This window comes from Arthrobacter melezitosi, assembly GCF_054511055.1.
Genome location: NZ_JBTNDJ010000001.1, coordinates 33,440 through 47,598, shown reverse-complemented (window position 1 = coordinate 47,598; position 14,159 = coordinate 33,440). Strand labels below are relative to the sequence as shown.

18 protein-coding genes are annotated in these 14,159 nt (G+C 69.1%); 10 read left to right on the top strand and 8 right to left on the bottom strand.

Annotated elements, in window-relative coordinates; genetic code table 11:
* Positions 1-14: 14 nt before the first annotated feature.
* Positions 15-1,337, top strand: a complete 1,323-nt coding sequence (locus ACX80W_RS00255) for an APC family permease (RefSeq protein WP_459279342.1) — start codon at positions 15-17, stop codon at positions 1,335-1,337.
* A gap of 251 nt (positions 1,338-1,588) precedes the next feature.
* Positions 1,589-3,226, top strand: a complete 1,638-nt coding sequence (locus tag ACX80W_RS00250; protein WP_459279340.1) for a hypothetical protein — start codon at positions 1,589-1,591, stop codon at positions 3,224-3,226.
* A 184-nt stretch (positions 3,227-3,410) separates the two neighbouring features.
* Here the strand turns inward: ACX80W_RS00250 and ACX80W_RS00245 are convergent, their stop codons facing one another.
* A complete protein-coding gene (locus tag ACX80W_RS00245) occupies positions 3,411-3,959 on the bottom strand; it encodes an acyl-CoA thioesterase (RefSeq protein WP_459279338.1) in 549 nt (182 codons plus the stop codon).
* Positions 3,960-4,103: 144 nt separating this feature from the next.
* Positions 4,104-4,769, bottom strand: a complete 666-nt coding sequence (locus ACX80W_RS00240; RefSeq protein WP_459279336.1) for a pyridoxine/pyridoxamine 5'-phosphate oxidase — start codon at positions 4,767-4,769, stop codon at positions 4,104-4,106.
* A gap of 96 nt (positions 4,770-4,865) precedes the next feature.
* On the opposite strand from ACX80W_RS00240, the gene ACX80W_RS00235 reads away from it, so the two are divergent.
* A complete protein-coding gene (locus ACX80W_RS00235; protein WP_459279334.1) occupies positions 4,866-5,657 on the top strand; it encodes a phosphatase PAP2 family protein in 792 nt (263 codons plus the stop codon).
* Positions 5,654-6,313: an alpha-ketoglutarate-dependent dioxygenase AlkB family protein gene (locus tag ACX80W_RS00230; RefSeq protein ID WP_459279332.1), complete on the top strand. Its 660-nt coding sequence runs from the start codon at positions 5,654-5,656 to the stop codon at positions 6,311-6,313. The genes ACX80W_RS00235 and ACX80W_RS00230 overlap by 4 nt, the downstream gene beginning before the upstream one ends.
* Before the next feature lie 45 nt (positions 6,314-6,358).
* On the opposite strand, the gene ACX80W_RS00225 is transcribed toward ACX80W_RS00230, so the two are convergent.
* Positions 6,359-7,006, bottom strand: a complete 648-nt coding sequence (locus ACX80W_RS00225; RefSeq protein ID WP_459279331.1) for a GNAT family N-acetyltransferase — start codon at positions 7,004-7,006, stop codon at positions 6,359-6,361.
* A gap of 222 nt (positions 7,007-7,228) precedes the next feature.
* Here ACX80W_RS00225 and ACX80W_RS00220 point away from each other — a divergent pair, with 222 nt between their 5' ends.
* Together ACX80W_RS00220 and ACX80W_RS00215 are read left to right on the top strand one after the other, a co-directional pair.
* Positions 7,229-8,527 carry an alpha-hydroxy acid oxidase gene (locus tag ACX80W_RS00220; protein WP_459279330.1) on the top strand — a complete coding sequence of 433 codons (1,299 nt, stop codon included), beginning with the start codon at positions 7,229-7,231 and terminating at the stop codon, positions 8,525-8,527.
* A 56-nt stretch (positions 8,528-8,583) separates the two neighbouring features.
* A complete protein-coding gene (locus ACX80W_RS00215) occupies positions 8,584-8,904 on the top strand; it encodes a hypothetical protein (RefSeq protein WP_459279328.1) in 321 nt (106 codons plus the stop codon).
* Between the two features lie 34 nt (positions 8,905-8,938).
* On the opposite strand, the gene ACX80W_RS00210 is transcribed toward ACX80W_RS00215, so the two are convergent.
* Entirely contained in the window at positions 8,939-9,241 is a 303-nt protein-coding gene (locus ACX80W_RS00210; RefSeq protein ID WP_459279326.1) for a DUF4193 domain-containing protein, read from the bottom strand.
* A 259-nt stretch (positions 9,242-9,500) separates the two neighbouring features.
* Between ACX80W_RS00210 and ACX80W_RS00205 the strand changes: the two genes are divergently transcribed.
* Both ACX80W_RS00205 and ACX80W_RS00200 read left to right on the top strand, forming a co-directional pair.
* Positions 9,501-10,028: a MarR family winged helix-turn-helix transcriptional regulator gene (locus ACX80W_RS00205; RefSeq protein WP_459279325.1), complete on the top strand. Its 528-nt coding sequence runs from the start codon at positions 9,501-9,503 to the stop codon at positions 10,026-10,028.
* Between the two features lie 110 nt (positions 10,029-10,138).
* Positions 10,139-10,405 (top strand): hypothetical protein, encoded by a 267-nt coding sequence (locus tag ACX80W_RS00200; protein ID WP_459279324.1) that lies wholly within the window; start codon positions 10,139-10,141, stop codon positions 10,403-10,405.
* 31 nt (positions 10,406-10,436) lie between these two features.
* Here ACX80W_RS00200 and ACX80W_RS00195 read toward each other — a convergent pair whose 3' ends face one another.
* The 3 genes from ACX80W_RS00195 to ACX80W_RS00185 all read right to left on the bottom strand — a co-directional run bounded on the left by ACX80W_RS00195 (position 10,437) and on the right by ACX80W_RS00185 (position 11,863).
* Positions 10,437-10,664, bottom strand: coding sequence for a helix-turn-helix domain-containing protein (locus tag ACX80W_RS00195; RefSeq protein WP_459279322.1), 228 nt, complete (start codon positions 10,662-10,664; stop codon positions 10,437-10,439).
* A complete protein-coding gene (locus tag ACX80W_RS00190) occupies positions 10,664-11,260 on the bottom strand; it encodes a hypothetical protein (RefSeq protein WP_459279321.1) in 597 nt (198 codons plus the stop codon). The genes ACX80W_RS00195 and ACX80W_RS00190 overlap by 1 nt, the downstream gene beginning before the upstream one ends.
* A gap of 159 nt (positions 11,261-11,419) precedes the next feature.
* Complete coding sequence (locus ACX80W_RS00185) at positions 11,420-11,863, bottom strand: SRPBCC family protein (RefSeq protein ID WP_459279319.1); 444 nt, start codon at positions 11,861-11,863, stop codon at positions 11,420-11,422.
* Between the two features lie 84 nt (positions 11,864-11,947).
* Here ACX80W_RS00185 and ACX80W_RS00180 point away from each other — a divergent pair, with 84 nt between their 5' ends.
* Together ACX80W_RS00180 and ACX80W_RS00175 are read left to right on the top strand one after the other, a co-directional pair.
* Complete coding sequence (locus ACX80W_RS00180; protein WP_459279317.1) at positions 11,948-12,463, top strand: septum formation family protein; 516 nt, start codon at positions 11,948-11,950, stop codon at positions 12,461-12,463.
* Between the two features lie 146 nt (positions 12,464-12,609).
* A complete protein-coding gene (locus ACX80W_RS00175; RefSeq protein WP_459279315.1) occupies positions 12,610-13,305 on the top strand; it encodes a hypothetical protein in 696 nt (231 codons plus the stop codon).
* A 38-nt stretch (positions 13,306-13,343) separates the two neighbouring features.
* Here ACX80W_RS00175 and ACX80W_RS00170 read toward each other — a convergent pair whose 3' ends face one another.
* Positions 13,344-14,150 (bottom strand): GAF domain-containing protein, encoded by an 807-nt coding sequence (locus ACX80W_RS00170; protein WP_459279313.1) that lies wholly within the window; start codon positions 14,148-14,150, stop codon positions 13,344-13,346.
* Between the last annotated feature and the right edge of the window lie 9 nt (positions 14,151-14,159).

Here is a 14,159-nt window from a genome sequence, read left to right as displayed (position 1 = left end):
AATACACTTCCCTGGTGACCATTTCTAAGCTACGCAGCGACACCCAGCTCAAACGCGCCGTAAGCGGGCGGCTCCTCTTCTTCTTCATCCTCGGGGACATCCTCGGAGCCGGGGTCTATGCCCTCGTGGGAGTGATCTCGAAGGAGGTGGGCGGCGCCCTCTGGGTGCCGCTGATGGCCGCACTGGGACTGGCACTGCTGACGGCGGGTTCCTATGCGGAACTCGTCACCAAGTATCCACGCGCCGGTGGCGCCGCCGTCTTCGCCGAGCGGGCTTTCCGCAGGCCCCTCATCTCCTTCGTCGTCGGGTTCTGCATGCTCGCCGCGGGGGTGACCAGTGCAGCCGGTCTCGCCCTGGCATTCACCGGGGACTACCTCGCCGCCTTCGTGGATGTCCCGGCCGCTCCGGCCGCCCTGGTGTTCCTCGCGCTCCTGGCACTGTTGAACGCCCGGGGGATCGAGGAATCAGTGCGGAGCAACGTCGTCATGACCGTCATCGAGGTGTCCGGGCTCCTCCTGGTGATCGGCGTTGTGGCGTTCTTCGTCCTGACCGGAGGCGGTGATGTCTCCCGGGTGGGCGAGTTCGCCCCCGGAGTGAATCCGGCGGCCGCAGTGCTCGGAGCTTCGCTGATCGCGTACTACTCCTTCGTCGGGTTCGAGGTGTCGGCCAACGTGGCCGAGGAGGTGCGCGGGATCAGCCGCGTGTATCCCCGCGCCCTCTTCGGCGCCCTGCTCACGGCCGGTGCCGTTTACCTGCTGATTGGCCTCGCGGCGTCCGCGGCCCTGCCGGCGAAGGACCTCGCAGGGTCCTCCTCGCCCCTGCTCGACGTCGTCGCTGCCACCGGGGCCGGAATCCCGCCGTGGCTTTTCGGCCTCGTGGCGCTCGTCGCAGTCACCAACGGCGCGCTGCTCGCGCTCGTCATGGCCAGCCGCCTCACGTATGGAATGGCCGGCCAGGGCCTGCTCCCCCCTGTCCTGGGGCGCGTCCTGCCAAACCGGCGGACCCCCTGGGTCGCGATCCTCATCACCACGGGCGCTGCCATGGCACTGACGCTCACGGGCGACCTCGCCTCCCTTGCCGAGACCGTGGTGCTGCTCCTCCTGTTCGTCTTCCTCTCAACCAACATCGCCGTCCTTGTGCTCAAACGGGACCGGGTGGGGCACCCGCATTTCCGGATTCCGGCCGCGATCCCGTACCTCGCCATCGGCTCCTGCCTCCTGCTGCTGAGCCAGCAGGACGGCGCGACCTGGCTGCGCGCAGGCATCCTGCTGGCCGTGGGCCTCGTGCTGTATGCCGCCGGGCACCTCGTGCGGAGCCGCCGGAACGTCCCGGCCTGAGTTCGTCCGGCCCTCACCATTCGGGCCCCCGCACCTGCCCGGAGATAAGTTAATCGCCGGAGTCCTTGCTATGTTACCGCCCAGTAGTTTACAAATGTAACTTGAATCACATCGGTTCACCGTGGACGACGCCGGGCTTCCGTGCCGGGGGCGCCCATGGACTGCTCAATGACGAGCGCACCCGGCACCGAAGATCCTCCTGCCCGCGTCTCGTCATCGGCCCTCCCGATTCGAGAACGGACTTTCAGCAGATGCTCAGATCCAGCGCGCCCACTCCCAACCGCCTGCACGCGGTCGTGACGGTTTTCCTTGCCCTGCTCCTCGTGGCACTCCTGGCTTTCTTTGCCCTCTTCACCGGCAAGGTGGCCAACGGAGCCGGCCAGCTCTCGGATGGAGCGGCGCGGGCCAATGACGGATCGGCGGCGCTCAGCGCCGGAGCCGCGTCGGCGCGCGACGGGTCGAAGAAGCTGGCCGAGGGAACGGCAACCCTCGACGAGGGAGCTGCCAAGCTTTCCAGCGGCCTGAAGACGGCCGGGACCGGCGCGGCATCCCTCTCCACCGGTGCCGCGGACCTCAACCTTGGGGCGGGCTCGCTGAGCGCCGGCGCGGGAGCGGCAGCAACCGGGGCGGCAGAGCTGCAGGCGGGTACGGCCCGGCTGACCGTCGGCGCCGCCAAGCTCGCCGACGGCACCGCGCGGGCCCAGGCCGGTGCCCAGCGCGCGGCCGACGGGGCCTCGCGGCTCGCAGCCGGGGCCGGCCAGCTCGCGGCGGGCACCCGGAGCGCCCTTGACGGCTCAGCGGCCCTCGGCACGGGCGTCTCGGACATTATGGCCGAGACCGAGGTCTCGATCCCCGACGCTGCCCTGCTCGCCGAGGGCGCAGCCAAGACGGCCGCCGGAGCCGCGGCGCTCCGCGACGGCGCCGCCGAGCTCGACGCAGGCGTGGACCGGCTCAACGCCGGCACCATTCAGGCCCGGGACGGTTCGGGGCAGGTTGCCGGTGGCACCCAGCAGCTGCTGGACCTCGCACGGCAGCGTCCGGAAATTATGATCGGCGCGCTGCTGAAGGAGATTGAGGCCCTGGATGGTGGGGCGGACAGGCTCAACGCGGGCCTGGTCGAGCTCAGCGCCGGAAGTGGCAACCTGGCCCTGGCCACCGAGCACAAAGTGGTCCCGGGCACCCAGGCCCTGGCCAACGGCACGGCCCTTGTCCACGAGGGCACGCTGAAGTCGCAGGCCAAGCTCAACCGCCTGTACACCGAGGGGCTGACGCCGCTGAAGGCCGGGACCGACAAGCTCACCGCCGGGATGCAGCAGCTCGACGCCGGCTTCCATGGATCGGCCGGCCAGCCCGGGCTGCTCGGCGGCGCAGGCCAGCTCGCCGAGGGAACCGCCGCACTCAATGGCGGACTGATGCAGCTCAACGCCGGCTACCACGGAACCACCACGGAGCCCGGCCTCCTCGCGGGCGCCGGTCGGCTCAACGAAGGCGCCGTCGCCCTGAGCGGCGGCAACGCCCGCCTCGCCGAGGGCGCGCTCAAGCTCTCCGAGGGTTCGACCCGGCTCGCCTCGGGCACCAGCAACCTGAAGGACGGCATGGGGAAGCTCAGCGAGGGAGCCGCTCGCCTTGACACCGGGGCGGGCGACCTCAATGCCGGGGCTACCAAGCTCGCCGACGGCAACGCCAAACTCGCCGACGGCGCCGCCCAGCTGGCCGAGGGCAACGGAAAGCTCGCCGAGGGAACCGAACGGATGTCCGCCTCCACCTCAGCGATGACCCCGGCGTCCGTGGTCAGCTCACCCGGCATCCTGGCCGTGGCCCTGCCGCTGCTGATCCTGGCCGCACTCGTGACCATGATGCTCGCATCCCGTTCACGGCGCGCCCACTAGGCGGGCGGATCGGGCCCACCGATCGGCAGGGAGGGGGCGGACTGCACCCTCCCTGCCGATCGGTGCCAGAGCGCGGATTCGGTGCGCGGTAAGGGGCCGAAATTCGGGCTCCCGCCGTGCCGGTCCGCCCGTGCCACCGCCGAAGAGGCATCGGCACGGGCGGGGCCGGCACCGGCATCGACCGTCAGGCCGCCCAGGAATGGGGGGCCGGGCGCCGGCTGCCCGGCAGCGCGTTGTTCAGGCGCCACTCATGGATCCACTCCGGGAGCACCAGGTCCGCCGGAGGAAGCCCGAACTCCTTGAGAATCTCCTCGTTGGCAACCGGCCCATCGCCGGACACCAGCCGGGTGGCGATGAAGGCACGCGCATAGATCTCGCCGTCCGCCACCATGCGCTGCTCGAAGTAGACGGCCCGGTCGTCAAGGCCGATGATCCTCGTTTCGATCGAGTACCGCTGGCCCAGGCGGAGCGATTTGCGGAAGCTGATGGTCTCCCCCGCCGCCACGGGACTCCACCCCCGCCGCCGCATCCGAGCCCAAACGCCGCTGCGGACCATGAGGTCGAAGCGGCCGAGGTCCATGAGGGAGAAATACATGCCGTTGTTGACATGCATGGCGATGTCGATGTCCGTTGGCAGGACGCGCAGCGGAAGCGAGGACTGGCCCCAGACATCCAGCGCGGACCGGCGGCGCGAGGTCAGGAGCAGGAGCAGGGTGCGCAGGAGTAAGTGCATCGGCTCATATTACTAGCCGGTAACTTGGACTGCCACCGGTTCGCCGGGGCGCACCTGCCGGCGCTGAAGCCGCCGTCGGGACCGGGAGCACCCGGCGGGAGCCGGAACCCGTCCGGCCCGCCGACGATCCTCGGCGCGGCGGCCTCAGGGCCACAAGCGGTCGGTCCGCCAGGAGCCACCCGTGCGGGTGTAGCGGAGCCGGATGTGGCGGCGTTCGGGGTCCGCCTGCCAGAATTCAACAGCCGCCGGCTCAACAGTGAACACCGCCCAGCTCGAGGCGGACCCCAAACCCGGCTCCGCCTCGAGCTGGGCGAGCCGGGCCCGGACGGCGGAGTCGATGTCATTTGGGTCCTCCACCACTGCGCTTTGCCGCCCGGCCAGGACCAGGGCCCGGGCCGAGGGGTGGCGGCGCTGGAAGTCCCGATCATTCTCCTCCGGCCCGGCGACGGCGACGGGCCCGCGCACCCGGACCTGGCGTCCCAGCTCCGGCCAGAAGAAGGTCAGGGCAGCGGACGGGTTGGCGGCAAGCTGGCGGCCCTTGGGGCTGTCGGTGCTCGAGGCCACCGCCCACCCGGCGCCCGTCACATCCTTGAGGATCACGATCCGCGCGTCCGGCGCGCCGTCCTCGCCGACGGTGGCCAGGTTGACCGCGTGCGGTGCGTGGATCCCGGACCGGACGGCGGACTCAAGCCACTCAAGGAACAGCGGCAGGGGCGACGCCGGCGCCTGCGCCGGATCGAAGGAGGGCATCGCCTGCGGGAAGACAGGAGCGCTGCGCAGCAGGTCGGCGGCGGTTGTCGAATCGCTCATGCGGCCCAGCCTAACCGCACGCTGCACGGCAGGGCAGGGGTGGACAGGACCGGACACAGCGTGCCACCGGCGGCGCTCCGTGGCTAGAGTCGAACCATGACCGCTGAAGACGACCGTTACGTCGGGTCACGGGACATCACCCGCTGGGCCACACCGGCGGGCCGGTGGCTCGTGCGGATGGTCCTGCCGCTGGCCCGGTGGGCCGGTCCCCATTGGGCCATGCTGCTGATCCTGGCGATCGGCGGCGGCGTGGCCGCCGCCCTGACGGCCGCCTCCTCGGAGGTGTACGAATCGGTCGTTGAGGCTGATGGAGTAGCGGCCCTCGACCAGCCCGCCCTCGACTTCGCCCTGTCACTCCGCGAGCCCTGGCTGAACGGCCTGATTACGGGGTACACCCATCTCGGCGGGCCGGTCGGCATGCCCATCCTCACCGTGGCGGTCATGGCGCTGCTGGCATTCCGCCGGCGGTCCTGGACCCCGGTCATCCTCATCTCCGCGGCTGCCTTCGGCTCACTGCTGATGACCATCGCAGGCAAGGAAGCGGTGGGCCGCCTGCGTCCGCCGCTGGATGCTGCGGTGCCGCCGTTCGAAAGCTCGCCGTCCTTCCCCAGCGGGCACTCCCTCAATGCCATAGTCATCGCGGGTGTGGTGGCCTACCTCCTCGTCCTGCGCCGCTCACGGCACCGGCGCACCCCCGTCCTGACCGTCGCGGCGGCGGTCCTCTTTGCCGTCACCATGGGCCTGAGCCGTGTCTTCCTCGGCCACCACTGGCTCACCGACATCCTTGTCGCCTGGACCCTCGGCCTGGCCTGGCTCGCCGTGGTGATCACCACCCACCGACTGCTGCTGACGGCGCGCCGTCGCCGAACCCTGGAGCCGGGACCATGACCGCTCCGGGCGGTTCCCTCTTCCCGCGGGAACGCAGCGAGGTCGCCCCGGGAGCGGTGCATGTGCCGGACTGGCTTACACCCGAGCAACAGCGGGAACTCGTGGCCGCGTGCCGGCAGTGGGCGGCGGGTCCGGTGCCCATGCGCGCGGCCCGGATGCCAACCGGCGGCGTCATGTCGGTGCGCACCGTCTGCCTCGGCTGGCACTGGCAGCCCTACCGCTACAGCAGGACGGCCGACGACGCCGGCGGCGGGCAGGTCGCCCCGTTTCCGGAGGCACTCGGCGCCCTGGGCCGGGCGGCGCTGGACGCGGCCTACGGCCCGGGCAGCGGAACCGGGTACTCACCCGACGCGGCACTCATCAACTTTTACGACGCCGCAGCGAAAATGGGCATGCACCAAGATCGGGACGAGCGCTCCGACGCCCCCGTGGTTTCCCTCAGCCTGGGCGACGAGTGCGTCTTCCGTTTCGGCAACAGCGATAACCGGAACCGGCCCTGGCAGGACCTCGTCCTTTCATCCGGTGACCTGTTCGTCTTCGGCGGACCGTCCCGGTTCGCCTACCACGGGGTCCTCCGAACCCACGCCGGCACGGCCGACCCAGGCCTCGGTCTGACGGGGCGGCTGAACATCACCCTGCGCGCCACCGGCCTCTGACGGCACCGGTCGGAGCGCCGCACTGCGCGGCCCGTTCGGGAGGGGTTACCGCCGGCCCTCCTGCGCCGCTGTCTTGGCGGCCGTGAGGACCTTGAAGCGGCGGCGCTGCCTCGGCGGAAGCAGCGCCAGGTAGTGGGGGTTCGCCCGGAGGAATTCCTGGGCCTCGGGGCAGTACGGAGTGACGGCCAGCCGGCGCCGGTGGGCGTTGAGCAGGACCGACTGCATGAGGAAGGGCTCGAGGCCCAGCTTGCGGAAGCGCGGGTCGACCACCGCGTGCAGGAGCAGGACGTCGCCGCCCCTCATCTCGTACTGGACGTACCCGGCCATCACCCCGTTGCGGTAAAGCTCGAAGCGGGAGAAGAGTACGTTGTCGCGGAACACCTCCCGCGTCCCCGCGGGTTCAACCTGCGCCTCGACGGCGGATTCCCTCCGCTCCAGTTCCTCGACGAGCTCTTCGTACCGGTCGCGGGTCTCCATGGTCGGGTAATCGCAGTCGAGGAGCTGGTAGACCCTGTTGCACAGCGCACGGAGCTGGCGCGTCGGCACTTCGGACAGGTCGGTGGGGAAGTCCACATCGTCAACCTGCCGGGTAGCACCGATCGCCAGCCGGGAGATCCGAGGGAGTGACCCCGGGTCGGCGGCGGCGGGACGGGGAGTCCCGGGTCGATCCAGTACTTGGGCGTTCTCTTCCATGGTCTGCTCCACTGTGGTGGGTCCATGGCCTCCTGCTTGACCAGTCCGTGCAGTCTAGTGGAGATCATTGAAAAGGGAAACCTCAGGAGACTTACTGAATTTCCGGTCCATGGCAGGCCCCCGGCGGCCCCCGGTCCGGCACTTGGACCGGCGTTGCAACGGCGTTCTTCCCCGCGTAGCCTCTGGTCCCGAGCAGACTGCCCCGCACATCAAAGGCACCCCATGCAGCCCAATACTCCCCCCGCCCTTCGGCGCCGCGTCCCCCGCGCCAGCGACCTCGCACCGCTCCTGCGGTTCCGCAGACCGGAGGTCGGCAGCGCGTCCCGGCTCCGGCGCGCGAACACCATCGAGGATCTCCGCGCGATCGCCAAGCGCCGGACTCCCCGGGCACCCTTCGATTACACGGACGGGGCGGCGGAGGCCGAGATCTCCCTGGCCCGGGCCCGGCACGCGTTCACCGACCTCGAATTCCGTCCCGCAATCCTGCGCAACGTCGCCACTGTCAGCACCACCACGCAGATCCTGGGCAGGCAGGCGGCACTGCCCTTCGGCATCGCGCCGACGGGCTTCACCCGCATGATGCACTCGGAGGGCGAGTACGCGGGCTCCCGCGCCGCCGAAGCGGCGGGCATCCCGTACACGCTGTCCACGATGGGCACGGCGTCGATCGAGGACGTCGCCGGCGCGGCCCCCGGAGGGCGCAACTGGTTCCAGCTCTACCTGTGGACCGACCGGGCCCGCTCGATGGAGCTGATCGACCGGGCCGCGGACGCCGGCAACGATACGTTGATGGTCACCGTCGATACGGCCGTCGCCGGAGCGCGCCTGCGCGATGTCCGGAACGGCCTGACCATCCCTCCGGCGCTGACCCTTCGAACGGTCGCCGATGCCTCCTACCGGCCGGCGTGGTGGTTCAACTTCCTCACCCACGAACCGTTGTCCTTCGCGTCGCTGTCCCATTATCCGGGGACCGTGGCCGAGCTGATCAACTCAATGTTCGATCCGACCCTGACCTACGAGGATCTCAGCTGGCTGCGCGGAGTGTGGAAGGGGAACCTCGTGGTGAAGGGGATCCAGACCCTTGAGGACGCGCGGCGGGTGGTGGACCACGGCGCCGACGGCATCGTCCTGTCCAACCATGGCGGGCGGCAGCTTGACCGCGCGCCGATCCCGCTCCACCTGCTCCCCGAGATCGCGGGCGAACTCAAGGGGAGGACAGCGATCATCCTGGACACCGGCATCATGAGCGGCGGTGACATTGTTGCCGCACTTGCCCTGGGTGCGGACTTCACCCTGGTGGGCAGGGCCTACCTCTACGGGCTGATGGCCGGGGGGCGTGCGGGGGTGGACCGGGCGATCGAAATCCTCGCCTCCCAGACTGTGCGGACCATGCGGCTGCTGGGGGTGAATCGGATTGAGGATCTGGGCCCCGGGCACGTGAGGTTGCCCGACGGCGCCTCGGCCGGGCGGCCAGGTCTCAATTCCATCTCGAACGGCCGAAACGGGGGTGAAGGCCGCTAGTATTCGAAGCGTGGCCCGTGGGGGTGCGGGCCACACCAAAAGTCTGGGGAGACATCATGCAGCGTGAACGGGTGCGGTATCCGTTGAGCTACCGGCGCGCCCGCACCGCACTCTTCACCGTCGGGCTGTTCTGGCTGTGGATGGGGCTGGGCAGTGCAGGGTTCATTGCGGGACTTTCCGACTCTCCGGTCCACGCGTTCGTCGCCGTTTACGCCCTTGCGGTGGCCGCAATTGTCTCCCTTCCGACGGCGCTGCTCGCCGGCGCGCGAATGCTCCTGACCCGGCCCCGGCGGACAGGCGAGGTCCTCGAACTTCCCGTGCGACGCGCGGACTCCAGCACCGCCGCCCACTGGTGGTACGACTCCAAGGCCTCCTAGCAGCAGCGCAGCCGCTCCCTGCCGGATACCGGCGCTAGCCTTCGCATTCGTTGCAGAACGCCAGGCCATTCTTTTCGAGCGCGATCTGGCTCCGGTGCCGGACCAGGAAGCATGAGGCGCAGGTGAATTCGTCGTCCTGCGGCGGAATCACCTGGATGAGGAGTTCTTCGCCCGACAGGTCCGCCCCCGGCAGGTCGATGCCCTCCGCCGTGTCGCCATCCTCAATATCAACGGACGAGGACTGCGCGCTGCTGCCCCGGTTCGCCTGGAGCGCTTCGAGGGACTCCGCTTCCTTGTCCTCGTCGTTGTTGCGGGGTGCGTCGTAATCCGTTGCCATGGTGGTGCCGTTCTGGAGGGGGTGGAAGTGCTAGTAAAGCCTGTTGCAGCAACCGAGTCTAACGGCAAACCAGTATGGCTTTGACATGGTGGTTGCTTTATGCCGTGAGCCTTGTCATATTTGGGGCGTAGGCGTCCCCGGGAGCCAAGGACTCCGTTTTCCAAGGGAAAGACGGCGTTTTTCCGCATCTGGTGCCGGCACCATGCCCACGGTACGGACGCTTCGGCCCGCTCCATACCAGATGGTCTAGCATTGCGCTATGGCACAGCAGCGTCCGCGACCTTCGTCCGGCTACTGGTATGCGCCAGAGCCCGGGACAGACCACGGACTCGATGTCCTCAACGCGCTGAGGGACTACCGGAGCGCCGAGACCGCAATGCGACGGCGCACCCGCGATTCGATGGGGATGAACGAAACCGACCTGCTGGCGGTTCGGTTCCTTCTCCAGGCCGAACAGGCCGGCGAGCGGATCGGCCCAAAAGATCTTGGAACGATGCTGGGCATCTCGTCCGCTTCGACCACCACCCTGATCGACCGGCTGGTGGCCAGCGGGCACGCCCGCCGCGAGGACCACCCCACCGACCGCAGGGCGCTGTTCATCCGGCCGACCACCGGTTCCGACACCGAGGTGCGCGCCACCCTTGGTGGAATGCACGCCCGCATGATGGCCGTCGCGGCTTCCCTCAGCGCCGACGAGGCCAGGGTGATCGTCCGCTTCCTCACCCAGATGCGCGAGGTGCTTGATCAGGGGCTGCCCCAGTCCCCACCGGACGAAACCACCAATTAGGTCCACCGGGACGGCAGCACGTGTTGGGCCCCGGAACGCGTAGGCTGGTTCCCGGGCCCGGACGGTTCCCGCCGGACGCGGGCCGTTGGCACGCACCAGCAGGGGGGTACATGGAATCCGAGACGACCTACGGCGTCGAACCGGGCGGAGGGTTCTACGCCTGGCCCCGGCCGCTGACTCCGCCCACGCTGCGGGTCCTCAAGAAGGGGCTCCTGCTTGCGGCCGCCCTCCTCACCATCCACCAGTTCGTTCCCGCGGGGAACGCCGGTTCCCTGGTAAGCGAGGTCTTCACGATCGCACTCGTCCTGTCCTGGCTCGCACCGCTGGGGCGGGTCTTCACGCGGCTGGCCGGGGGGCGCGGCAGGCCGGCCGGCTAAGCGGGGCGGGACGCCGCCTCAGGAGCCTGGGTCAGTCGGCATCCGCCACCACGAGGAGGTCGCCGACCTGGCAGTCGAGGGCGTCGCAGACCGCCGTGAGCGTCGAGAAGCGGATCGCCTTGGCCCTGTCGTTCTTGAGGATCGAGAGGTTGACGAGGCTCACCCCGACCCTGCGGCTGAGCTCGGTCAGGGTGATGCCCCTTTCCTCGAGCAGTTCGTCGAGACGGCAGTGGATCCGTTGGTCGGGTTCGGCGGGCATCAGACGAGTCCTGCGACGTCGTCCTGCAGGCGGCGGCCCCGGTGCACGATCGCCGCGAAGAGGGCCATCACCAGCCCGATGACCACCGGAGCGGGATTGAACTCCATCAGGAAGACAACCGAGTCCTGCGCCTGCGGGAACAGTCCCGAGGATTCGACAAGCCGGTTCCGGCCGGCGGAGCCAAGCGCCTGGGCCATGATGCCGGCGACCGCAATGAGGATACCCACCCCGCCGATCGCCCCTTCCGCGCCCCGGGTGAAGGCCCGCTCGGCCAGGATCCGCCTGCACAGCACCCACACCAGGACGCAGCCGGCCAGGACGGTGAGGGCGTGGAGGCCGGCGGAGACGGCGAGGATCAGGCCCTCGGTGGCCGGGAGCGCGTCGAAGGCGACCTCGACGCTGCTGTAGCGGGCGTCCGTAACCGCCCCGCCGCCGCCTTGGACCCGCAGGGGCGGGGCGACGTTCCGAAGGGGCAGATCCAGGGTCACGGGGCCGTTGAGGAGGGCACGGACCTCCGAAACGGCGAGAGCGGTGGTGACGAGCCCGACGACTGCCGCCACGACCATGGTGAAGCCGGCCTCGACGCGGGAAATCATCGGCGTCAGCCCCCGTTTCACCTTCGATGGCAATTTCCGACCCGCTGCCGCCATATCATCGTCCTTTATCGAAATTCGTTGTTTATGAGTATCGATAAACTAACGTCACCGGCAGCGGCCGTCAAGGGTCCTGCGGACGGCGCACCGGCACGGGGTGGCTCAGGGCGCGGCCAGGTACCGGTTGCGGACGTCGATGAGGTTTTCGAGGTAGGCGGCCAGGAAGAGCCTCTCGGCGGCGCGCCCCAGCAGGCCGAGCGGTGCTGTGAACTCGATACGGTCGATCATCACCGAGCCGCCCTGCTCCCCCCGGAACTCGTGCTCGTGCCGGAAACTCCGGAACGGCCCCCGAACCTGCTCGTCGACGAAGCGGTGCGGCGGTTCCATCTCGGTGATGCGGCTGGTCATCGACAGTGGAAGTCCAAAGTGCCAGGCCCGCCAGGTCACCTCCTCCCCCAGGGAGATTCCGCCGGAGGTCACCCCGGCCACGGCCCGCTCCCTGGAGCGCGCCATCGACTCCTGGTGCGCATCAATGCTGCGGGACCGTTCATAAAGTTCCTGCACAGGCAGCGGCGAGCGGGTGGTGCGCTCGAAGTAGACGCTCATTCCCCGAGTATCCCATTCGGCGCGGGAGCGCCCCGCATGCTGTATTGTCCCGAGAAAATGCGGTGAACATATGGGGGAAGTGCAATGGGGGTTGCCGTCGATGTCCGCGTGCCGCGGACAGCTTCACGGCCGGTAGGACTGCTGCTCGTCGTCGGGCTGCTGTGCTCGGTGTCGGCCTGCAGCCTGTACCGGGACGTGCCGGTCCGGGACGAAACGGGCGCGGTCACCGAGGAGGTGGAGACCGACGCCTTCGCCATCACGACGGGCGACTGCATCATGGATCCCGGCGACGGCGACATTTACGAACTCACTGTCGTTCCGTGCACCCAGACGCACGACCTCGAAACCTATGCGGTGACCTATCTGCCCGACGGGGAATACCCCGGCGAGGAGGCCGTTCTCGAAGCCTCCGACGCCTTCTGCCTCGACGAGTTCGAGCGCTTCATCGGCCTTAAGTACGAGGAATCGGTGCTCGATATGTACACCTTCTATCCAACGGATCAGACCTGGACGTGGAAAGGCGACAGGGAGGTTATCTGTCTCGCCGGTGAATACGAGACGGCATCCGCCCCGGGAAGCCTCAAGAACGCCGGCCGCTAGCGCGCCCGGCTTTCGCCGTGCGCTTTACCGGCGGATGGCCCCCTTGGCAAGACCCCTGGACACAGGAATATTTGATGCGGTGGAGAAACGGCCCGGATACGATGAGGGCCGCAGGGCGGAGGCCCCTGCAGTCTGGGGAGTATTCGGTGCGTGGTGCTGGCAACTGGCTGAAATCGGGGGCGGGCGCGGCAGTGCTGAGCGCGGTGATCCTGGTTGGCTCACCCGGCGCGGGCGCATACGCCGTTCAGGTGGCCTTCGAAAAGGACGGGCACGAGCAGCAGAAGGCCCAGAAAGAGCAACCGCCGGGCGAGCCGGCGCCGCCCACGGACCCAGGCCCGCCCACCGAGCCTGGTTCGCCCGAACCTGAACCGCAGCCCACGACGAATCCCACGCCGCCGGTCACCGCCGAGCCTTCACCGCCGCCGTCCGAGACTCCTGCTCCGACACCGGAGCCCACGCCCGAGCCGACGCCGGCACCTCCGCCGGAACCCGAACCCGTCCAGCCCGAGCCGGTGGTGCAGCAGCCGCCGGCGTTCGTGCCCGCGGCGCCCGCTCCGGCCCTGCCTGCGCCCCCGGTGCCGCAGGTGATTCCACCCGAGGTCGTCAAGTCAACGCCCAAGCCGGTGACCTCGATGTTCGCGACGGCGCCCTTTGCATCGGCACCGTTCGCCAGTCCCTCACTCGAACCGGCTGAGGCAACCGAGGCGCCGGCCGAGCCGGAAGCCGTCGACGCGGCCCGGGTCAGCACTGCAGGCGTCAGCCGGGTGGCCGGAATCGCCGGAACCCTCATCCTGCTTGCGGGCGCCGTCGTCGCCCTCGCGCGGCACCGGACCCGCGGTTAGCACTCCGCCCGGGGGCCGCCAAACCTCCGGCGGAGGAGCTAGGCGTCGATTTCCTGCTGGACGAGGGCCGCAAGGGCCTTCAGGTCGTCTGCGTCCGCGTCACTGAAAGTACGCGGTTTGTCGTCGATGATGCACAAGGTCCCAATCCTCCAGCCGCCTGGTCCGGTCAGCGGGTGGCCGGCATAGAACCGGATGTGCGGCTCGCCCTGGACAAGGGGACTCGAGCTGAAGACTGCGTCCTCGAGCGCGTCAGGGACGACCAGGATCCGATCCGCGCGGATTGTCTGGTTGCAGAAGGTGATTTCACGCGGCAGGTTCTGGCCGATGGGGCCGGCAAGGGACTTGATGAACTGGTCGTCCCTGCTGATCAGGGCGATGGAGGAGGAACTCACCCCGAACTGCTGCCGGGCGCGGTTCGTGATCCGGTCGAACCGCAGCTCCGCGGGGGTGTTGAGCAGTCCGGTCCTGCCCAGGGACTCGAGCCTTCGCAGCTCGGCTTCGCGCTGGACGGCCTGGATGGCGCCCGCGGCACCCAACCTGCTCAGGGCCGGGTCGAGCCAGCCGTCGGCCGGCAGATGGTAACCCGCCGCGGCGGAGACTTCACCGGTGCTGTAGGGTGCCGGCCCGATGGCGGAACCGCAATCCTCGATCATCTCGTTGATGGCGTGGGCGACCAGGTCCCGCTCCAGGGCGGGGAGCACCTGGAGCCCGTAGAGGTACGCCTCGACGTCGAGCGGGTCGAGGCTGCCACCCATTCCGGCGTAGCTGAGCCATAGGTCATAGGGGTTGAGTCCGGCGGCTGTTGCGCTTTCGATGCTCAGCCATTGCTGGGCATACCTGTTCATCGCCGGCAC